Below are 21,290 nucleotides of genomic sequence, written 5' to 3'. Positions count from 1 at the left end.
GACTGACCAGTCTCTCGCATTCCCAGGCGGATCAGTACCAGGCGCCCGAACTCCGGAAGTGGCGTGCCGCCCCGGTCGTCGATCGCATGGGAACGGCCGTCCGGTGGCTGGGAAGGGCTGCTCAGTGGCCGGGGACGGTCCGTTGCAGGACGACCGGGCCGCAGTCGGGGGAGCGCAGGAAGACGTCCACGAATCCGGGCCGACCGGGGGCGGGGTAGACCAGGACGTCCACCGGGGAGCCCTGGTAGCTGCCCCGGTCGGTGGCCAGCGGGGGGCCCGGGGCGGGGGCGCGGCAGTCGGCGGGGGAGACCGGTGCGGTGGGCGAGGCGGGGCCGGAGAGCTCCGGTCGGGAACCGTCGGCGGGCGCGGCGCCGGACTTGCCGGGCCCGGTGGCGCGCAGTCCGGGCTGGGAGCCGGAGCGGTCCAGCAGTTGCTGCACCTGGTCGGCGAGCCGGTCCTCCTGGTAGACGGTGCCGGGGCCCGTCAGGTGCGGGGTGCGGGCGCTCTGCTCGCCGGGGGAGCCCACCGTGCCCGCCGAGGCGGCGGAGGCGGTGGTGCGGGCGGGGGAGTCGTCCTGGTGCAGCAGCAGGGCGCTGCCGAGCCCGACGGCGGCCAGCGCGGCGGCCGCCCCGAGCAGCAGGGCGAACCGGCGGCGGCGCGGGCGGGGGCGGCCGGGGCCGGAGGTCGAGGACGGGCGGGCCGGGGGCGCGGAGGGCGCCGCGGCGGCCCGTACGGGCGTGGCGGGGAACTCCGTCCGGCGGGCGGTGGCGGGGGCCCGCCCGGGGCGTCCGGCGGCACCGGTGGGCCCGGTGGACTCCGCCGGGGAGAGGTGGTCGGCGCGGGCGGCCTCGGCGAGGGCGGCGTCCAGCCGGGCGGCGACGTCGGCGGGCATCGGTTCGGGCTCGACGGTGCCGAGCAGCGTCTGCACCTCGGCCAGCGCCTCGACGGTGCCGCGGCACTCGGCGCAGCCGTCCAGGTGCCGGTGCAGGGCCTCGGCGGCCCCGGCGGGCTCGACCAGGCCCTCGGCGAGGTCGGCCAGCTCGTCGACCGAGGGGTGGGCGTCGGTGGGTCCGGGGGAGGAGAGGGGGGCGGTCATCGTGTGCTCGCGTCTCCTTCCAGCATCGTGCGGCCGGTGCTCGGGCCTGTCCCTGTGACGGTGCGGGGGCCTGTCGGGTTCCCCCTGGTCCCGTCCGGCGGGGGCGGGGCGGTTCCGGACGGGTCGGGGGCGGGGCGCCCCGGGGGCCGGCCGGCCGGTGTTTCACGTGAAACGTGCCGTCCGTCGCCGTTCCCGTCGCCGTTCCCGCCGTCGGTCCCGCTGTCGGTCCCGCCCTTGGTCTCGCCGTCGGTCTCGCGCAGGTGCCGGACCAGGGGGAGCAGCCGGGCCCGGCCGCGGGCGCAGCGGCTCTTCACGGTGCCCACCGGGACGCCCAGCAGCTCGGCGGCCTCGGCGACCGGGTAGCCCTGCATGTCGACCAGGACCAGCGCGGCCCGCTGCTCGGGGGGCAGTTCGGCGAGCGCCGCGGTCAGCTCGCGCTGCACCTCGGCCCGGACCACCGGGGAGTCGGCCGGCTCGGCCGTGCCGACCAGGCGGTCCAGCCGCTGCGGGTCCTCGTCCAGCGGGGTGGTGCGCCGGGTGGCGCTGCGCCGGGCGCGGTCCAGGCAGGCGTTGACCACGATCCGGTGCAGCCAGGTGGTGACCGCCGAGCGGCCCTGGAAGCCGGCGGCGGCCCGGAAGGCGGAGACCAGGGCGTCCTGGAGGGCGTCCGCGGCCTCCTCGCGGTCGCCCAGGGTGCGCAGGGCGACCGCCCAGAGGCGGTCCCGGTGGCGGTTCACCAGCAGGCCGAAGGCCTCCTGGTCGCCGGCGACGTGCCGGGCGAGCAGCGCCGCGTCGTCGTCCGCCACTGCTACCCCTTGTCGCCGTCGTCCGGTCTGCGCGGGCGGGCGGTCAGCCGAAGACCTTCACCTCGTTGACCTGACCGCGATAACCGCCGCCGCTCGTATCCTTCGGCAGGCTGGTCATCCAGATCAAGAGGTAACGCGTGTTCGTCGGGCTGCTCAGGGTGAAGTCGGTGGTGGAGCCGGTCTGCTTGTCCAGCACGTTGAAGGCCTCGGGCTGGGCGTCCTGCGGCTTCGCGGCGGCCTGGGCGTTCGGCACCCGGAGCTCGGCCGTGTGGGTGCCGGTGAACTGGACGCTCACCGAGCTGACCGACTGCACCGAGCCGAGGTCGATCAGCAGGCCGGTGCCGTCCTTGAACGGCGGCTTGGGGCCGAAGGGGTCGTTGTAGCTCTTGGTCACCCAGGCGGTGTTCGGGTCCCCGTCGAAGACCTTCGGGAGCAGCCAGAGGGACTCCGGGGAGTCGCCCCGCGGGTTGTAGGAGAAGGCTTCCTTGATCTGGATCGGCACCGGCGGGTGGGCCGTCGGGCGGGCGCTCGCGGCGGTGCTGCTGATCGAGGTCTGCGGGGTGGCGACGGCCTGGTTGTTGTTGCGCAGGCTGCCGACGAACTGCCAGGAGGCGACGCCGATCGCGCCCAGGGCGACCGTCCAGGCGGTGGCCTTGACCACCCGGCGCAGCCGGCGCTTGGTGCGCCGGGCGGCGGTGGGCCGGGAGGAGGCCGGCAGCGGGGCGACCGCCGGGTCGGCCACCCGGGTGGGGTTGGGCGCGGTCGGGAGGGCGTGGGTGTTGTGCCGGGGCGGGGTCGGGAAGGCCGGCAGCTCGGGCTCGGGCTGGCGGATCCGGGGCAGCTTCGCGATCGCCCGGACCAGCTCCTCCGGGGTGGTGATCGGTTCGGCGTGGTGCGGCGGGTGGTCGAACAGGGCGCGCGCCGCGAGCTCGGACAGGCCCTTGTGGACGCCCGCGCGGACCTGGTCCGGCGCGGCGTTCTGCAGGTCCTTGGGCAGTCCCTTGAGGTCGTAGCGGTCCTCGGGGTACGGCCAGCGGTGGGTGAGCGCGGCGAAGAGCAGCGCGCCGATGGCCCGGGTGTCGGTGCGCTGGGCGTCCTCGGTGGAGTCCTCGGCGGGCAGCCCGCGCAGGGCGGCGTCCACCGCGATGCCGTTGATCCGGTACTGGCCGCTGTCGGTGCGCAGGACGCAGCGCGGGGTGAGCCGCAGGTGTGCCTTGCCGCGGCGGTGCGCGGCGGCGACGGCGTCGGCGACCTGGCGGACCATCTGGTACGCCTCGTGCGGCTCCATCGGCCCGTCGGCGAGCAGCTTGGCGAGGTCGGAGGCGTGCGGCAGCCACTCCCGCACGACGTACACCAGCTCGTTCTCCTGGACGGCGTCCAGCACCTGGACGAAGCGCGGGTCGCCGAGCAGGGCCGCGGACTTGGCGGCGGCCAGCACCTTGCGGGCGCGCTGGTGGCCGGAGGCCATCAGGTGGACGCCGACGGCCCGGCGCAGCTTCTCGTCGACGGCGCGCCAGCTGCTGAAGGTCTCGGTCTGGGAGATGCACTCTTCCAGCAGGTACCGGTGGCCGATCTTGTCGCCGCTGTGCCGCATCGGCGCGGGGAGGGTGCGCGGGAGGGTGGCGGTGTCGCGCGGGTCGACGGTGGGCTGGGGGTCGGTGGGGCGGCGCTTCTCGGAGGCGGGCTGCGGGGCGGGAGCGGGCTTCTTCCGTGGGGAGCCGGCCGCCAGTTCGGCGGCGATCTCGTGGACGGAGAGCGGGGCGGTGATCTCCGAGGTCTCCTCGCTCACCGCCGTCCCGGGGGTCGGGCCCTCCTCGTCGCCGACCTCTTCGTCGCCCCCGCTGTCGGGCTCGGCGGGGGACTCGGCCTTGGCCTTGCCGCCGGCCTTGGTGGGGGCCTCGGCGGAGGCCGCGGAGGAGTTCCCGGGGGCGTTCGTGGAGGAGGCGTCGGCGGAGTCCGCCGGGGCGGTGTCCCCGCTCCCGAGCTCGTCGATCGCCGCAGCCAGCGCGGCCTCGTCCGCCGCCGCGTCAGCTGTTGACGTGTCGACGACCGCCTTGGTGCCATCAGCCACCGTGGTCCTGCCTCCCCTTGTGTCGCCCCGGCCTGAGAGAGTCGCTGGAGCCCGCGGATTGGCCGCCCTGTGCTCCAGGACAATTGTGCCCACTCTTCACCACCGGGTACGACCGCTGAAGGGTCCGCTCGGTTGCATGGCGGTGGAGAGATGTGGTGCAGATCCGACACCGGGCCGCCACGTGGCGGCCCGGGCGGGTCCGGTGGTGGGTGGCGGCCCGTGCTGCGGCCGGACGGGCGGGGGCGGTGTCGGCCCCGGTCGACGCCCGGTCAGGGCGCCCGCTCGTCCGGCCGGTTGTACTCGGACTCAGCGGCCCAGTCGGCCGCGGACCATGCCCAGCATGGCGTTCATCTCCTCGATCCGCAGGCGCTTCGCGATGAACACGAACACCAGCAGCTGGAGACCGCCGCCCAGCAGGACCGACAGCACGCTGCCCGGCCAGCCGCCGAGCACCTGCTGGACCGCCAGGCTGACGCCGAGGCCGACCACCGCGGCCGGGACGCAGGCGGTGGCCAGCCGGCTGTAGGTCTTGCCGATCCGCTTGGTGTCCAGCCCGCCGATCTTCTTCTTGAGCTTGGGCACCGCGACCGTCACTCCGACGGCGTAGGCGAGGCCGTAGCCGAAGGCCATGCCGGTCACCGTCCACTGCGCGGGCAGCGCGACCCAGCAGATCAGCGAGAAGCCGGCCTGGCAGACCGCCACCCAGACGGTGTTGGAGAACGGCGTCCGGGTGTCCTCGTAGGCGTAGAAGCCGCGCAGCATCACGTACTGGGCCGAGTACGGGATCAGCCCGAGCGCGAAGGCCGAGAGCATCAGGCCGACGTTGGTCGCGTTGTCCAGGGCCGTCCCGCCGCCGCCGACCGCGTAGATCGAGCGGCCGATGGCCGGGCCGAGCGCCAGGAACAGGAAGGCCGCCGGGACGACCGCCACCGCGGTGGTGCGCAGCCCGTACGACAGGTCGTCCCGGACGGCGCCGGCGTCCTCGTCGGCGGCCGCGCGGGAGAGCCGGGGGAGCACCGCGCTCATGATCGAGACGGTGATGACGGCCTGCGGGAGCTGCCAGATCAGCAGGGCGTTGGAGAAGGCCGAGAGGCCGACACCGCCGTGCCCGCCCTGTTCGGCGGCACTGCCGGCGGCGGTCGCCAGCTGGGTGATGACCAGGTAGCCGGCCTGGTTGGCGAGCACGAAGAAGAAGGTCCACTTGGCCAGCCGGGCGGCCTTGCCCAGGCCGTGGCCGCGCCAGTCGAAGCGCGGCCGGAAGCGGAAGTCGGCGGCCCGCAGGTACGGGATCATCGCCAGCGACTGGACCACCAGGCCGAGCAGGGTGCCCAGGCCGAGCAGCCGGACGCCCTCCGGGGTGATGTTCTCCGGGGTGATCTGGGTGCCGTTGAAGCCGCCGTAGACCCAGATGTAGGCGCCGAAGGTGAAGATCACCACGATGTTGTTGAGGACCGGGGTCCACATCATCGCGCCGAACCGGCCCCGGGCGTTGAGGATCTGGCCCATCACCACGTGGACGCCCATGAAGAAGATGGTCGGCAGGCAGTAGCGGGCCAGGGCCACCGTGGTGTCGGCGCGGGCCGGGTTGGTCATCATCGGGTGGGCGATCAGCTGGACCAGCAGGGGCGCCCCGAGCACGGCCAGGAAGACCACGCCGCCGAGTCCGACCATCACCAGGGTGAGCAGCCGGTTGGCGTAGGCCGTCCCGCCGTCCTCGTCGTTCTTCATGCTGCGCACCAGCTGCGGCACGAAGACCGCGTTCAGCGCGCCGCCGCCGATCAGGATGTACAGCAGGGTGGGCAGGGTGTTCGCCGCGTTGTACGAGTCACCCATGACCGCGATGCCGATCGCGCCGGCGATCACCATGGTCCGCAGGAAGCCGGTGCCGCGGGAGACCAGGGTGCCGGCCGCCATGATCGCGCTGGAGCTCAGCAGGCCGGCGACCTTGCCGCCACCGCCGCCGGGGGCCGGGGCGGGCTCGGCCGCGGGGGCGGCCTGCTCCTCGGCGAGGTCCGCCAGCGGCTCGACCGCCGGGGGCACCGCCACGGCGGCCACCTGCATGGTGGCCTCCTCCTCGGAGAGCGGCGGGTCGAACTCGATCGGCGGCACGAACGGCCGCTGCCCGTCGTGGCCGCCGTGCTGCGGCTGCCCCGGGTAGCCGCCCATCGGCGGGTACGGCGCGGGCGCGCCCGGCGGCACCGCCGAGGCCGGGGGCACAGGGGCGGGCTGGGGGGCGGGCGGCTGGGCCGCGGCCTCCGGCTGACCGCCGCCGAACAGCGCGTCCACCCCGACGTACTCGGTGGTCTCGGTGTTCCAGGCGGATGCCGGGCCCGGCTCCCACTGCGGCTGCGGCTGGCTCCACGCCCCGGGGGCCGGAGCGGAGACCGGTGCCGCGGGGGCGGCCTGCTGCGGCCAGCCGGGCTGCACCGGGGTGTCCCAGCCGGGCTGCACGGGGGGCACGGGGGGCGAGAACGGTGTCGACGGCACCGGCGTCGGGTAGCCGCCGCCCTGCGGCGGCAGTTGCGGCGGCACGTCGTACGCGGTGGCCGGCGGCGGCGCCGCGGCGGGCCGTCCGGCCTGGAGGCCGTACGGGTCCTGACCGTCCTGCGCCGTCCCGTACGCCTGTGCGGCGTACGGGTCCTGGGCGTAGGTGTCGGCCACGTACCAGTCGCCGGAGGGCGACTCGGCGCCCGGCCGGCTCTCACCGCGGCCCGGCGGCCGCTCCTCGCTGCGCCCGGTCATGTCACCTCTTCGCTGTTGTGGGGGGAGACCGGCCCGGGGTTGCGGGGGGTCGGCGGTGTCAAGGACCAACCTTCTCATCACTGGCGGTCCGATCCCGGCCATCCGGGCTGCTGGCGCGCGGTGTCTGCGTGGGACCCCCGTCCGCGGCACCGTTCTCCGGCCGGCCCGCCGCCTGGTCCGCCGACCGGCCCGCCGTGCTGGCGTCCGGGTCGGTCGGCTGGGTGGGCTCGGCGGGATCGGTGGGCTCGGCCGCGGCGGCGCCCGCCGGGTCGCCGTCCGCCGGGCCGTCCCCGACCGGCTGGTCGCCGTCCTCGTGCGGCTGCCCGCCGCGCCGCTTGCGCTGGCGGACGAAGCGCAGCGCGGCCAGCACCAGCAGCACGGCGGCGCCGGCGAAGACGTACAGCACCCCGTTGGTCACCGAGGTGACCTCGACGGTGAAGGTCTGGGGCTGGCCGTAGGGCCGGGAATCGGGGCCGGTGGTCCACAGCTGGGCGACCATGGTGACCGGGCCGTTGCTGCGGGCCTCGGCGTTGAAGCGCAGGGTGACGCTCTGCGAGGCGGGGAGGACGAGCTGCTCCGGCAGGCCGACCCGCAGCCTGTTCGGCTGGTTCGAGGTGAGCCGCAGCTGCAGGTTGGTGACCGTCTGGGTGAGGTCGTTGCGCACGCTGACCTGGAGCTGGCCGGTGTTCCCGGCCAGGGTGACCACGTTCTTCCTCGGGACCTGGACGGCGGTCGTGAGCTCGTTCAGGTAGTTGGTGACGCCGGTGCGGTAGGCGTCACCGGACGGCGCCTGGGCCCGCCACTCGGTGGACAGCGAGCGGACCATCGCGGCGCTGAACGGGCCGCGCACCCGCTGCGGCAGGGTGAGCACCCGCATCAGGGTGTCCAGCTTCTGCTGGAGATCGTCGGTGCCGCTCAGGGCGGAGGCCGGCAGCTCGGAGGCGCGGGCCTGGGTCGGGTAGTCGGCCGGCGACGGGACGCCGGTGTTGGCCTTCGGGTCCGGCGCGGCCTGGGCCAGCACGTCCAGCTTCACCGGGGTCAGCCACTTGTCCCCGGCCGTCTGCAGGGCGCCGGCCAGCGCCTTGGCGGTGTTGGCGGTCAGCTCGCGCGGCGGCATCACCAGCAGGCCGCGCTGGTTCTGCGGCTGCTCGTGGGTGATCGCGTAGGTCTCGGCGAGGAAGCGCTGGGTCGCGTCGGTCTGGTCCTTCGGGGTGCTCAGGTCCTTCTGGAAGGGCGCGGAGACCGGGTCGTCGGCGACCACCGCGTTCTGGCCGTTGCCGATCGGGCGCACCGCGGTCGGGGTGTAGTTGACCGAGTCCGGGTCGGGCATGCTCGCGCCGTTGACCAGCACCAGGCTGCTGCCCGCCTGCCGGGCGATGCCGGCGATCTGCTGGTCGAGGTAGCCCTGGTACGGCCAGGCCACGTCGGAGCGGGTGTCCACCGAGAGCCGGCCCTCGACGGTCAGCCGGCCGGCGGTGGCGGCCTTGCTCAGGGCGGTGCCCATGCCGCTCAGGTCGGCGCCGTTGTGCGCGATCGAGGCGAGGTCCGGGTCGGCGTACGGCAGCGCGACGACCTGGCTGCCCGACTTGGCGACGGCCGCCCGCAGCTTGTTCAGCCAGGCGTCGGCGGCGGCCGAGGCGGGGCGGCCGACGGTGTTCTCGTCCTTGGCGGACTTTCCGGAGGACTCGTTGCCCGGCTTCTGCACCCGGTACGGCTTGGTCATCGCGAACGCGGCGTCCAGCAGGTCCGGGTCGACCACCCAGGTCAGCCCGTTCAGCTTGGCGCCGGTGTCGACCAGCTCGTACAGCCGGCCGCCCGGCGCGAGGTCGGCGGCCAGGCTGTCGTCGCGCAGCACGGAGAGGCTCTGGTCGCCCTCGGCGTAGGTCTGCGCGGCCAGCACCGGCGCGTGCACCAGCGGCCAGAGGGTGGCGACCTTGGTCGGCTGGGCCTCACTGCTGCCCTGGGAGTAGGGCAGGAAGGTGCGGGCGATGCCCAGGGCCCGGTCGCGCGGGTTGTCGGCGGTCGAGCCCCAGGCGTCCACCGCGAGCTCGTAGACGCCGCTCTCGGAGAAGCCGAGGTCGCTCACCGCGACGCTCAGGGTGTACGGCAGGCTCTGGCCCGGGTTGAGCTCCGGCAGGGCGTACTGCGGGCTGTCCAGTTCCGTCCCGTCGTCGCCCCGCGGGCTGGTCCGGGCGGCCACGCCCTGGAGCTCGCTGCGCCGCTGCAGGGGCTTGCTGGAGACCGGCTTGCGGACCGCGGCGTGGGCGCCCTTGAGGGCCGACTTGCCGGAGTTGGTGACGTGACCGGTGATGGACACGGTGCCGTTCTGGACGGCCAGCTGCGGGGTGACCGTCTCGATGGTCAGCACCACCGGGTACTCCGCGGTGGCCGTCGAGTCGACGGTCGGGCGGACGTTGCCGCCGGCCGGCAGGGCCGCGGCGGGGGCGGCCGCGACCAGTGCCAGGAGCGCGCCGCAGGCGGCGGCGAAGCGGCGCGCGCGGCCGCCGGTGCGCCGTTCCCCGGTGCGGGGTTCGGTCGGGCCGTCGGCCCGTCCAGGTCGTCGGTGCGCCCCCAGGCCCGAGTGCCGTGCCGGCTCACTCACTCGTTTCGCCCTCGCCGTTCTGTTCGCTCGCTCGCTGCTGATGCTGTCCGTCCGGCACGGTCGCCCGACGTTCCCCGCTCGACGTTCTTCGTTCGACGTTCTTCGCTCGACGACGTACGCCACCCCGCTGCCGCGGAGGGATCCGTCGGCACGGCGGCACGCGACACCGCATCCCCGGTTCCGGTGTCCGCGCTTCGTCCACCGGCATGGTAACGATCCAGCCTGGCGTGCAGTGTTGCGGGCTGTGGGGTGAGACGCCCAAAACGCGCGGGCGGTTGACCTTCCGGGGCACGTACCCTTGTGAGCCGTGTCCACTGCCAATGAGCCCACCGCGCGTATCGACCGTTCCAGCACCGCCCTCCAGGTCGTCCCAGGCCTGAGCGAGGCCCAGACGATGGGGCTGCAAGAGCTGCTGCGGGTCTCGCCGGTCGCCGACGAGATCGCCCGCCGCTTCCAGGCGGCCGGGCACCGGCTGGCCCTGGTCGGCGGCTCGGTGCGGGACGCGCTGCTCGGCCGGCTCGGCAACGACCTGGACTTCACCACCGACGCCCGGCCGCAGCAGGTGCTCAAGCTGGTCAAGGGCTGGGCGGACGCGGTCTGGGACGTCGGCATCGCCTTCGGCACCGTCGGTGCCCGCAAGGACACCCCCGAGGGCTCCTTCCTGATCGAGATCACCACCTACCGCTCCGAGGCGTACGACCGCACCTCCCGCAAGCCCGAGGTGACCTACGGCGACACCATCGAGCAGGACCTGGTCCGCCGCGACTTCACGGTCAACGCGATGGCCGTCGACCTGCCCGGCCGCGGCTTCGTCGACCCGCACCACGGCCTGGAGGACCTGGAGGCCCGGGTGCTGCGCACCCCCGCCACCCCCGAGGAGTCCTTCTCCGACGACCCGCTGCGGATGATGCGGGCCGCCCGCTTCGCCGCCCAGCTGGACTTCGACCCGGCGCCCGAGGTGGTCGCCGCGATGACCGCGATGGCCGAGCGGATCACCATCGTCTCGGCGGAGCGGGTGCAGGCCGAGCTGAACAAGCTGCTGCTGGCCGCCCACCCGGTGAAGGGCCTGCGGCTGCTGGTCGACACCGGCCTGGCCGGGCACGTGCTGCCGGAGCTGCCCGCGCTGCAGCTGGAGAGCGACGAGCACCACCGGCACAAGGACGTCTACGAGCACTCGCTGACCGTCCTGGAGCAGGCCATCGACCTGGAGCAGGACGGCCCGGACCTCACCCTGCGGCTGGCCGCGCTGCTGCACGACATCGGCAAGCCGCGCACCCGCCGCTTCGAGTCGGACGGCCGGGTCTCCTTCCACCACCACGAGGTGGTCGGGGCCAAGATGACCCGCAAGCGGATGCGGGAGCTCAAGTACTCCAAGGAGCTCACCGAGGACGTCTCGCGCCTGGTCGAGCTGCACCTGCGCTTCCACGGCTACGGCGGCGGCGAGTGGACCGACTCCGCGGTGCGCCGCTACGTCACCGACGCCGGGCCGCTGCTGGAGCGCCTGCACAAGCTGACCCGCTCCGACTGCACCACCCGCAACAAGAAGAAGGCGGCCGCGCTGTCGCGCACCTACGACGGCCTGGAGGAGCGGATCGCCGAACTGCAGGCCAAGGAGGAGCTGGACGCCATCCGCCCGGCCCTGGACGGCAACCAGATCATGGAGCTGCTCGGCCTGGGGCCCGGCCCGCAGGTCGGCAAGGCGTACAAGCACATGCTCGAACTGCGGCTGGAGCACGGCCCGATGGAGCCCGACGAGGCGGTCGCGGCGCTGCGGGCCTGGTGGGCCGAGCAGCAGCAGGGCTGACCCGGGCGACGCCCCGGACGCACCGCGCGGCGGTCACCATCCCCTTCGGGACGGTGACCGCCGCGCTCGCGTCCGGTCAGCCGTTGACGTGCTTGAGGCAGAGCACGTAGTTCAGCGAGGGGAGCTTGGTGTAGGTGCGGGTGTAGGAGCTGTCCGACTTCGGCTGCTTCTCGCAGACCTTCTCGTCCGAGGTGGCGAAGTACTTGTAGACCACCTTGTACTGGGCCTTGGGGTCGGTGCAGGGCAGCACGGTGATGTTCGGGTGGTCGTCCGCGGTCGCGCTGTTGGAGTTCTCGTTGCGCAGGCAGTCGCCGATGCCGGCGCTGTCGACGTCGTCCTTGGTGGCGGGCGGCGGCAGGGTGATGCTCGGCAGGGAGAAGGTGGGCATCGGGATCGGCGGCGGGGTGTAGCTGAACGTGGGCGACGGCCGCGGCGACGGCGAGAAGGTCACCGTGTCGGTCGGCTTCGGTCCCGCCACGGGCCCGGAGTCCTGCTTCGGGCCGATCACGCCGGTGGCCAGCAGAACCCCGGTGACCAGCAGCGAGACCGGCACCAGCAGCATGGCGACGTGCGGACGGCTGCCCAGCGGGGTGCCCGGGTCCAGCTGCGGGCCGTGGGTGCCCGGCATGGGCGGCGGCAGCCGCTTGATCCGGTTGTGGGCGCCGAGGTTCATCAGCAGGGTGATCACGGTCAGGATCGGCGAGACCCAGCTCCACCAGCCCTGGACCAGCGTCCTGGCGGACATGTCGCGCACGGTGGCCGTGCCGCAGGTGCGGCAGAACGGGCCGTGCATCCGCAGCATCCGGAACGCGATCAGCAGGCCCTGGTGGCCGCGGACGGTGGCGCGCACGGCCGGGAAGCCGCCGCAGAAGCGGCAGTGCTCCCCGTCCGTCGGGGCCGGTGGCGGGTAGCCGTAGCCGTAGCCGGGCGGCTGGGCGCCGTACGGCTGCTCCGGCGGCGGCGGGGCGCTCGGGTAGCCGTACCCCGGCGGGGGCGGCGGAGGCGGGGCGCCGTACGGGCCGCCGGCGTACGGGTTGCCGTCACCGGGTGGCGGGCCGTAGGGCAGCTGGGGAGGAGGCGGAGCGGACAAGGGATCCCCCGGAACAAGGACGTCGGTGGAAGGGTCAGGACTTCTTCACCGGCGGGTAGCCGGTGGTGGTGGGGGTCAGGGGGCCGAGGCAGAGCACGTACCGCGTCTTGTTCCAGCGGCGGCCGCTCTTGCCCGAGACGGCGCTGGTGGTCTGCGGGGTCTGCCGGCAGCGGGTCACGTCGGTGGTGCCGGTGAACTTCGACAGCACCTTGTAATTCGCTTTGGAATCAGTGCACTTGACGATCTCGACGTCACGGGAGCCGCTCACCCGGACACAGTCCCCGGGCTTGGCGCTGCTGACGTTCGGGCCGCTGAAGAAGTACGCGCCCGCGAGCACGACGCAGCCGCCGACCGCCCCGGCGATCCGCAGCTTGGCGCGGGCACCGCGCTTGGCGGGCGGCGCCGTGGGGGCCGCACCGGGCTGCGGGTAGCCGTACGGCCCGGCGGGCGGCGGCGGCCCGTACGGCGCCTGCCCGTGGGGAGGCTGGGGGTACGGGGCCTGGCCGTACGGGGGTTGGGGGCCCGGCGGCGGGCCGCCGTACGGGCTCGGGGCGTACGGCTGCTGGGCGGGTGGCCCGCCGTACGGCGCCTGGGCGTACCCGGGTGGGGGCGGACCGAAGCCGGGCGCCGCGGGTGGCGGCGGCCCGTACGGACCGGTCGGTGTGCTCATCAGTTCGCCCCCCGTGGCAGAGTGCTGTCTTTCCGACAGGTTTACGTACCTTAGCGACTGGGTCGGACGCAATCGGTCCGGTGGCCGCAGCCGGACTCCGGGACGAAGTGGTTTCGATTCCGGTACCGCGCGGTGTCAGTGGGCCTTGCCGCGGTCAGTGGGCCTCGCCGGGCAGGGGACCGGACCGCCGGGCGGCCCGCAGGTAGCCCACCGCGGTCAGCCCGTACACCACCGCCACCCCGACCACCACCGTGACCGAGCGGCCGGACAGCGGCAGCACCAGCGCCGTCACCAGGGCGGCGGCCACGAAGGCGACGTTGAACAGCACGTCGTAGATGGCGAAGACGCGGCCGCGGTACTCGTCCTCGACCGACTCCTGCACCACGGTGTCGGCGCAGATCTTGGTTCCCTGGGTGACCACCCCGAGCAGCAGCGCGGCGGCCAGGGTGGGCACCGGGGCGAAGAACAGGCCCAGCGCGGGGACGAAGACCACCGGGGCGAGCAGGCAGACCGTCATCCAGCCGGCCAGGCCGAGCCGACGGGTGCACCAGGGGCTGACCACCGCGGCGACGAAGAACCCGGCGGCCGACAGCCCGACCGCCTGGCCGAGGGTGGCCAGCCCGGCCGCGCTGTCGGTCGGGGCGTTGAAGGTGTAGCGGGCGAGCATCACCACGACCACGATCAGCACGCCGTAGCAGAACCGGGCCGCCGTCACGGCGGCCAGCGCGTGCACGGCCGGGCGGCAGTCCCGCACCAGGTGGCGGACGGCGGCGCCGAGCCCGACGGCGGCCCGCACCAGTGCCTGGCGGAGCGCGGGGCGCTCGCCGTGCTGGTCCGGGCCGAGCAGGTCGCGGTCCATCCGGCGGGCGGCCAGCGCGGCCGAGAGGTAGAGCAGCGAGGCCACGGTGACCAGCGCGGCGTCCGCCTTCGGCCCGGGGGCCATCAGCTGGTGCAGCAGGAAGCCGATGCCTCCGCCCGAGGCGGCGGCCACGGTCCCGAGGGTGGGGGAGAGGGCGTTGGCGGTGACCAGCCGGTCCTGCTCGACCACCCGGGGGAGCGCGGCCGACAGCCCGGCCAGGATGAACCGGTTGAGCGCGGTGACCAGCAGCGCCGAGGCGAAGAACAGCCAGGTCGGCGCCTCGACCAGGAGCAGCGCGCCGGTGGCCAGGCCCAGCCCGAAGCGGGCCAGGTTGCCGAAGTAGAGCACCTGGCGCCGGCGCCAGCGGTCCAGCAGCACCCCGGCGAACGGGCCGATCACCGAGAACGGCAGCAGCATCACGGCCAGCACCGAGGCGATGTCGGCGGGGGAGGACTGCTTCTCGGGGGAGAAGACCACGTAGGCGGCGAGCGAGACCTGGAAGACGCCGTCCGAGAGCTGGGAGAGCACCCGGGCGGTGAGCAGTCGGCGGAAGTCCCGGCCGCGGAGCAGACCGAGGAGCGTGGCGCGGTGCGCGGACTGGTGGGTGCTGCCGTTCTCGGTGATCGCCACCCGCCCAGGGTGCCACGGAACCGGGCGCCGTTTCACGTGAAACATTCGCTGCGCGAACGTGAAGGGCTCACGACCGGGTGGTCGTGAGCCCTTCTGGCGCGTCACGAGCGGTCAGCTCAGCGCTCAGTGCTCGACAGTCGCGAACCGAACTGCGTTCAGCGCGCGGTGCTCGACAGTCGCGAACCGAGCTGCGTTCAGCGCTCGGTGCTCGACAGTCGCGAACCGAACTGCGTTCAGCGCTCGACCTCGCCGCGGATGAACTTCTCGACGTTCTCCTTGGCCTCGTCGTCGAAGTACTGGACCGGCGGGGACTTCATGAAGTACGAGGAGGCCGACAGGATCGGGCCGCCGATGCCGCGGTCCTTGGCGATCTTCGCGGCGCGGACGGCGTCGATGATGACACCGGCCGAGTTCGGGGAGTCCCAGACCTCGAGCTTGTACTCCAGGTTCAGCGGGACGTCGCCGAACGCGCGACCCTCCAGGCGGACGTAGGCCCACTTGCGGTCGTCCAGCCAGGCCACGTAGTCCGAGGGACCGATGTGGACGTTCTTGGCGCCCAGCTCGCGGTCGCGGATCTGCGAGGTGACGGCCTGGGTCTTGGAGATCTTCTTGGACTCCAGGCGCTCGCGCTCGAGCATGTTCTTGAAGTCCATGTTGCCGCCGACGTTCAGCTGCATGGTGCGCTCGAGGATGACACCGCGGTCCTCGAACAGCTTGGCCATCACGCGGTGCGTGATGGTGGCGCCGACCTGGGACTTGATGTCGTCACCGACGATCGGCACGCCGGCCTCGGTGAACTTGTCCGCCCACTCCTTGGTGCCCGCGATGAACACCGGCAGGGCGTTCACGAAGGCGACCTTGGCGTCGATGGCGCACTGGGCGTAGAACTTGGCGGCCTGCTCGGAACCGACGGGCAGGTAGCAGACCAGGACGTCGACCTGCTGGTCCTTGAGGACCTGGACGACGTCGACCGGGGCCTCGTCCGACTCCTCGATGGTCTCCCGGTAGTACTTGCCCAGGCCGTCGAGGGTGTGGCCGCGCTGGACGGTCACGCCGGTCGGCGGGACGTCGCAGATCTTGATGGTGTTGTTCTCGCTGTTGCCGATGGCGTCGGCCAGGTCGAAGCCGACCTTCTTGGCGTCGACGTCGAAGGCGGCGACGAACTCCACGTCACGGACGTGGTAGTCACCGAACTGGACGTGCATCAGCCCGGGGACCTTGCCGGCCGGGTCGGCGTCCTTGTAGTACTCGACACCCTGCACCAGCGACGCGGCGCAGTTGCCCACGCCCACGATGGCTACGCGAACCGAACCCATTCCGGTTGCTCCCTGTGATCTCATGAGTGCCGTCGGAACCGACGGCACTCGTCCTGCTTCTTCGAATGACTGCTTGTACGGGCGCGAGGCGCCCACTCCTGCCGCGTGGCACAGGGCTGACGCGGTGTCAGCGCTCCTGGGCGGAGCGCCCCGGGCGGTCGTACGGTGGCCCGGACGGGTCGGGGGACCCGGTCTCCTGGCCACGGCCGTCCGAAGTCGTGTGGGGTACGGCGGTGGTTCCGGCGGTCCCGGTGGGGGCGCCGGTGGCGGGCCCGGTCCGGCCGGTGCGGTTGGCCCGCTCGGTCTCGATCAGCTCGTTGAGCCACCGGACCTCGCGCTCCACCGATTCCAGGCCGTGCCGCTGGAGTTCGACGGTGTAGTCGTCGAACCGTTCGCGGGCGCGGGCCAGCGCGTTGCGCATCCGCTCCAGGCGCTCCTCCAGCCGGCTGCGGCGGCCTTCCAGGACGCGCATCCGGACCGCTCGGTCGGTCTGACCGAAGAAGGCGAAGTGGACGCCGAAGCGCTCGTCCTCCCAGGCCTCCGGGCCGGAGTCGGCGAGCAGCTCCTCGAAGCGCTGCTTGCCCTCGGGGGAGAGCCGGTAGACGATCTTCGACCGCTTGCCGTTGAGCGCGGTGGCCGGGACGTACTCGACGTCCGGGTTGTCCTCGACCAGGAAGCCCTGGGCGACCAGGCTCTTCAAGCACGGGTAGAGCGTTCCGTAGGAGAGCGCCCGCAGTGCCCCGAGCAGGATGTTGAGCCGTTTGCGCAGTTCGTAGCCGTGCATCGGGGCGTCGTGGAGCAGCCCGAGGACGGCGAACTCCAGCACTCCTGAGCGCCTGCCCACTGCCGTCGTCCTCCTCCCTCTCGACCCTCGCTCCGGCCGCTGCATCGGCGGTATGCCGCTTCGATGTATCGGCTCGATATATCGAGAACAGTAAACCCGACCCCCGGAACGAGCAAGGGGGGCACGCGTGAATGTGATCACAAGCCGACGCGCGGGTGGGGTTGGCAACGGGCGTGTAATGATCTGCTGCCGTTTTGCGGGTATTAGCACCTGATGCCCGATTAGGAGGGATTTCCCGCTGCGTACGCTGTCGCGTGTGCACGAGGACCAACCTCCGGGGTTAGGGCGGTCCGGGCATCGGACAGGAACCCTGCCAACAGGTCGACCGGGCCTGGCGAGGAGCGGCTGGAAACATGAGCGAGCGACGGCGAAGGACGCCCAATTCGGGCGGTGACGGGCAGCAGCCGCCGGGAGGCGGCGGCCGTCGGGGCGGCCCCGGTCCCGACGAACTGGGCTCGGAAGGGATCGGCCGTCGACGCCCGCCCGGTGTCCGGGAGACCGCCCAGCAACCCCGGATGACCCGTGCCGAGATGCGCAAGGCCGCCCAGAAGAAGGGCAAGGGCGGTGGCCGGCGCGGTGCCGCCGCCGCCTCCGCCGCTGCCGCGGCCGGCCCCGGCAAGAAGCGCTTCATCGACTACCCGCGGTTCGGCAAGACCGGCTTCCGGCGCTGGCTGCCCTCCTGGAAACTGGTGTTCAGCGTCTTCCTGCTGTTCTTCGCCATGGGCGTGGGCGGCGTGTTCTACCTCTACCAGACCACCGAGGTCCCCGACCTCAAGGCCCTGGTGAACAACCAGAACACCATCTACTACTGGGCCGACGGCTCGGAGATGACCCGCAAGGGCGACACCAACCGGCAGATCGTCGAACTCAGCGACATCAGCCCCAACCTGCAGAACGCCGTCATCTCGGCCGAGAACGAGACCTTCCGCACCGACAGCGGCATCGACCCCAAGGGCATGCTGCGCGCCGTCTACAACATGGCGAAGGGCGGCGAGACCCAGGGCGCTTCGACGATCACCCAGCAGTACGTCAAGAACGCCTACCTGAGCCAGGAACAGACCATCGACCGCAAGGTGAAGGAATTCTTCATCACGCTCAAGATCAACCAGCAGAAGTCCAAGGACGACATCCTCAAGGGGTACCTCAACACCAGCTGGTTCGGTCGCAACGCCAACGGCGCCCAGGCCGCGGCGCAGGCGTACTACGGGGTCAACGCCAAGGACCTGAACCTCTGCCAGAGCGCCATGCTGGCCGGTCTGTTGAAGGGGGCCAACTACTACGACCCCTCCAAGCCGGCCAACCACGAACGCGCGGTGGAGCGCTGGAAGTGGATCCTGGACCGGATGGTGACCACCCACAACGCCACTGCGGAGGAGCGGGCGAAGTGCACCACCTTCCCCGAGCCGATCGCGTTGAAGCCCAGCTCCAACATGAACGGTGAGATCAGCTACCTGGTCGACACCGCCAACCAGTACGTGATGGCCACCGACAAGTCGGTCACCCAGCAGATGATCGACAAGGGTGGCCTGAAGATCTACACCACCTTCGAGAAGGACAAGGTCGACGCCCTCAAGAAGGCCGTCGACGACGTCAAGGGCGAGAACCTCGACCCGCAGAAGCGGCCCAACAACGACACCTTCGTCCAGTTCGGCGCCGCCAGCATCAGGCCCGGTGACGGGGCGATGGTCGCCATCTACGGCGGCGACGGCGTGGAGAACGGCCACTTCGACAACAACGCCAACGCCGGCGGTGTCCAGGTCGGCTCGACCTTCAAGCCCTTCGTGCTGGCCACCGCGATGCAGACCGGTGTGCAGACCGCGAAGGACACGGACGGCAAGCCGAAGCGGATCAACGCCGACAGCCGCTACCTCGCCGACGACATGTCCGAGATCCGCAAGCCGGACGGCTCGCTGGTGATCGGCGACGACGGCAAGCCCTACCGGCAGAAGAACGAGGACGCCGGCAAGCGCGGCTACGTCTCGCTGCGGCAGGCCATGCAGTGGTCGTACAACGTGCCGTTCGTCCAGCTCAACCAGGACGTCGGCGGCCCCGCCGTGGCCGACATGGCCGTGCAGATGGGCATCAAGCGGGAGAGCCTGGCCGACCCGAAGACCGCGACCTTCCCGCTCGGCACCTCGACCATCAGCCCGATCCGGATGGCCACCGGCTACGGCACCCTGGCCGCCAGCGGCAAGGAGGCCGAGCCCTACTCGGTCACCAAGGTCGAGGTGGACGGCAAGGAGCGTCCGGGCTTCGGCAAGAAGGACGTCAAGGTGGCGCTGGAGCCGGCCGTCGCGGACAACGTCACCGACGTACTGGTGAACGTGGCCAAGAACGGTACCGGTACCAAGACCAACAGCCTGGGCCGCCCGGTGGCCGGCAAGACCGGTACCACCGACCAGAACAAGTCGGCCTGGTGGGTCGGCTACACCCCGCAGCTGGTGACCAGCGTCGCGATGTGGCGCGAGGACCCGAGCAAGCACGACCGGGAGTCCCTCAACGGCACCGGCGGCAAGGAGTCCATCCACGGTGGTGACATCCCCACCGACATCTTCACCCGGTACATGAAGGCCGCCCTGGCCAACGAGAAGAAGATGGACTTCCCGACCCCGCAGCCGGTCGGCACCGAGGTGGACTCCTCCGGCGCGCCGTCCACGGTCAGCGCGACGCCCACCCAGAGCGCGAGCTCCACGCCGACCACGGTGGAGACCCAGCAGCCGACCCAGCAGCCCAACCAGCCGCAGCCCCCGCAGCCGACCCAGAGCAGCGGCTGCGTGCAGGGCGTGGACTGCCCGCCGACCGCGCCGCCGTCGCGGACCCCCCACCAGCCCACGCCGACGGGCTCCTGCTTCCTGGGGATCTGCCAGTCGCCGACGCCGACCGGGAACACCGGAGGTGGCAACGGGGGTGGCGCCGGCGGCAACGGCGGCACCGGCGGCAAGCCGACCCCGACCAGCACCGGCGGCGGCATGCAGGGCGGCGGCGGAGCGGCCGGGTAGTAGCCCCGTCCGACCGGTCCGACCGGTGAGAAGCCGAGAACGGCGGTGGCGGTCCTCCTCGGAGGACCGCCACCGCCGTTTCGTCACGATTCGCCGCGCGCGCCCCTCCCGCACCGCCGGACCATCGCGGGGTCCTCCTCGTCCCGGCGCATCCGGTGCGGCAGGATGTCCGGCATGACGTCGAGCGATCGTGACGAAACCGGCGGCCCGGACGGGCCCGGCGCCGCCGCAGGGACCACCCCGGCAGCCGTCGCCACGGCCGCGCCGCCGGCCAACACCGTGGTCGTCCCGGCCGACGAGGACCGGGTGGCGGCAGCCGGCAGCGAGGTGTTCGGCGGCCCGCCCGGCCGACGGGCGCTGCTCGGCGTCTCCTGGTGGATCCCGGTGCGGGTGCTGGCCCTGGTGGTGATCGTGGTCTCCGCGCTCGGCATGGTGCACAACCTGCCCTGCTACGACCAGGCCTGGTTCCAGCCGGGCTCGCCGCAGTACATCCACGCCTGCTACAGCGACGTCCCGCACCTGTTCTCCGGTCGCGGTTTCGCGGCCGGGCTGCACCCGTACGTGGACCGCATCCCCGGCACCACGGGGGACCTCCAGTACCTGGAGTACCCGGTGCTGACCGGCCTGTTCATGCAGGTCGCGGCCTGGCTGACGCCCGGCGGCGGCACCGAGCAGGCCCAGGAGCAGTGGTTCTGGGCGATCAACGCCGGGCTGCTGATGGCCTGCGCGGTGGTCGCCGCGGTCGCGCTCTCGCGCACCCACCGCCGCCGCCCCTGGGACGCGATGCTGTTCGCGCTCTCGCCGGTCCTGCTGCTCAACGGCACGATCAACTGGGACCTGCTCGCGGTCGCCCTGGCCGCCGTGGCGATGGCCTGGTGGGCCGGCTCCCGGCCGGGTTGGGCCGGGGTCTTCATCGGCCTGGCCACCGCGGCCAAGCTCTACCCGCTGCTGCTGATCGGCCCGCTGCTGGTGCTCTGCTGGCGGGCCGGCAAGTGGCGCGAGTTCCGGGTGGTGCTCGGCGGCGCGGTGGGGGCCTGGCTGGTGGTCAACCTGCCGATCATGCTGGCCAACTGGCAGGGCTGGTCGACGTTCTACGTGTTCAGCAAGCACCGCGGCGAGGACTACGGCTCCTTCTGGCTGATCCTGATGCAGCAGCGCGGCGTGGGGCTGGCCGACCTCGACCTCTACATCGGCGTGCTGATGGTGCTGGGCTGCGCGGCCATAGCGTGGCTCGGCCTCTCGGCGCCGCGCCGGCCGCGGTTCGCGCAGCTGGCCTTCTTGGTGGTCGCGCTGTTCGTGCTGGTCAACAAGGTGTACTCGCCGCAGTACGCGCTCTGGCTGCTGCCGCTCGCGGCGCTGGCCCGGCCGCGCTGGCGCGACCTGCTGATCTGGCAGGCCTGCGAGGTGCTGTACACCCTGGGCATCTGGTCCCACCTGGGCTTCGTCACCGGGCCCAAGCAGCACGGCATCGGCGAGAACTGGTACCACTTCGCGATCGCGCTGCACCTGCTCGGCACGCTCTACCTGGTCGTGCTGGTGGTCCGGGACGCCCTGTACCCGGACCGCGACCCGGTCCGCTGGGACGGCACCGACGACCCCTCCGGCGGGGTGCTGGACGGCGCGCCGGACGCCTTCGCACTGGGCACCGCCCGGCGGCTGGAGGAGGAGCGGAGCTACGCCGGACACGCGTCGGCCGGCTCCTTCGAGCAGTGGCTGGACGAGCCACGGCTGTCGGAGCCGGCCGAGGAGAAGCAGCGGTAG

General features: G+C 72.6%; 13 protein-coding genes. 3 read left to right on the top strand and 10 right to left on the bottom strand.

Translation table 11 applies throughout. The features are described from left to right. Positions 1 to 121 precede the first annotated feature (121 nt). From ACIQWA_RS22915 to ACIQWA_RS22895, 5 genes are all read right to left on the bottom strand, one after another. A complete protein-coding gene (locus ACIQWA_RS22915) occupies positions 122 to 1,096 on the bottom strand; it encodes a hypothetical protein (protein ID WP_402485176.1) in 975 nt (324 codons plus the stop codon). Next, a complete protein-coding gene (gene sigM, locus ACIQWA_RS22910; RefSeq protein ID WP_402485173.1) occupies positions 1,093 to 1,902 on the bottom strand; it encodes an RNA polymerase sigma factor SigM in 810 nt (269 codons plus the stop codon). The genes ACIQWA_RS22915 and sigM overlap by 4 nt, the downstream gene beginning before the upstream one ends. A gap of 43 nt (positions 1,903 to 1,945) precedes the next feature. After that, positions 1,946 to 3,973 carry a serine/threonine protein kinase gene (locus tag ACIQWA_RS22905; RefSeq protein ID WP_402485170.1) on the bottom strand — a complete coding sequence of 676 codons (2,028 nt, stop codon included), beginning with the start codon at positions 3,971 to 3,973 and terminating at the stop codon, positions 1,946 to 1,948. 306 nt (positions 3,974 to 4,279) lie between these two features. Further along, positions 4,280 to 6,715 (bottom strand): murein biosynthesis integral membrane protein MurJ, encoded by a 2,436-nt coding sequence (gene murJ, locus ACIQWA_RS22900; protein WP_402485168.1) that lies wholly within the window; start codon positions 6,713 to 6,715, stop codon positions 4,280 to 4,282. A 58-nt stretch (positions 6,716 to 6,773) separates the two neighbouring features. Continuing rightward, positions 6,774 to 9,317 carry a DUF6049 family protein gene (locus tag ACIQWA_RS22895; RefSeq protein ID WP_402485166.1) on the bottom strand — a complete coding sequence of 848 codons (2,544 nt, stop codon included), beginning with the start codon at positions 9,315 to 9,317 and terminating at the stop codon, positions 6,774 to 6,776. Between the two features lie 394 nt (positions 9,318 to 9,711). Here ACIQWA_RS22895 and ACIQWA_RS22890 point away from each other — a divergent pair, with 394 nt between their 5' ends. Continuing rightward, the gene (locus ACIQWA_RS22890; protein ID WP_360227737.1) at positions 9,712 to 11,121 is read left to right on the top strand and encodes a CCA tRNA nucleotidyltransferase; all 1,410 of its coding nucleotides are present in this window, start codon (positions 9,712 to 9,714) and stop codon (positions 11,119 to 11,121) included. A gap of 76 nt (positions 11,122 to 11,197) precedes the next feature. On the opposite strand, the gene ACIQWA_RS22885 is transcribed toward ACIQWA_RS22890, so the two are convergent. The 5 genes from ACIQWA_RS22885 to ACIQWA_RS22865 all read right to left on the bottom strand — a co-directional run bounded on the left by ACIQWA_RS22885 (position 11,198) and on the right by ACIQWA_RS22865 (position 16,530). Then, on the bottom strand, positions 11,198 to 12,211 hold the full coding sequence (locus ACIQWA_RS22885; RefSeq protein ID WP_402485163.1) for a hypothetical protein: 1,014 nt from the start codon (positions 12,209 to 12,211) through the stop codon (positions 11,198 to 11,200). A gap of 34 nt (positions 12,212 to 12,245) precedes the next feature. Next, positions 12,246 to 12,881: a hypothetical protein gene (locus tag ACIQWA_RS22880; protein ID WP_402485162.1), complete on the bottom strand. Its 636-nt coding sequence runs from the start codon at positions 12,879 to 12,881 to the stop codon at positions 12,246 to 12,248. A 154-nt stretch (positions 12,882 to 13,035) separates the two neighbouring features. After that, positions 13,036 to 14,370 (bottom strand): MFS transporter, encoded by a 1,335-nt coding sequence (locus ACIQWA_RS22875; protein WP_402485159.1) that lies wholly within the window; start codon positions 14,368 to 14,370, stop codon positions 13,036 to 13,038. A gap of 233 nt (positions 14,371 to 14,603) precedes the next feature. Then, positions 14,604 to 15,686, bottom strand: a complete 1,083-nt coding sequence (locus ACIQWA_RS22870) for an inositol-3-phosphate synthase (RefSeq protein ID WP_402485156.1) — start codon at positions 15,684 to 15,686, stop codon at positions 14,604 to 14,606. Positions 15,687 to 15,813: 127 nt separating this feature from the next. Next, positions 15,814 to 16,530 carry a PadR family transcriptional regulator gene (locus ACIQWA_RS22865; protein WP_402485153.1) on the bottom strand — a complete coding sequence of 239 codons (717 nt, stop codon included), beginning with the start codon at positions 16,528 to 16,530 and terminating at the stop codon, positions 15,814 to 15,816. 515 nt (positions 16,531 to 17,045) lie between these two features. Here ACIQWA_RS22865 and ACIQWA_RS22860 point away from each other — a divergent pair. Next, positions 17,046 to 19,529 carry a transglycosylase domain-containing protein gene (locus tag ACIQWA_RS22860; protein ID WP_402485152.1) on the top strand — a complete coding sequence of 828 codons (2,484 nt, stop codon included), beginning with the start codon at positions 17,046 to 17,048 and terminating at the stop codon, positions 19,527 to 19,529. 174 nt (positions 19,530 to 19,703) lie between these two features. Further along, positions 19,704 to 21,290: a glycosyltransferase family 87 protein gene (locus ACIQWA_RS22855; protein ID WP_402485151.1), complete on the top strand. Its 1,587-nt coding sequence runs from the start codon at positions 19,704 to 19,706 to the stop codon at positions 21,288 to 21,290.

Source organism: Kitasatospora sp. NPDC098652, from assembly GCF_044760155.1.
Taxonomy (GTDB): domain Bacteria; phylum Actinomycetota; class Actinomycetes; order Streptomycetales; family Streptomycetaceae; genus Kitasatospora.
This window is presented reverse-complemented; position numbering and strand designations above follow the sequence as displayed.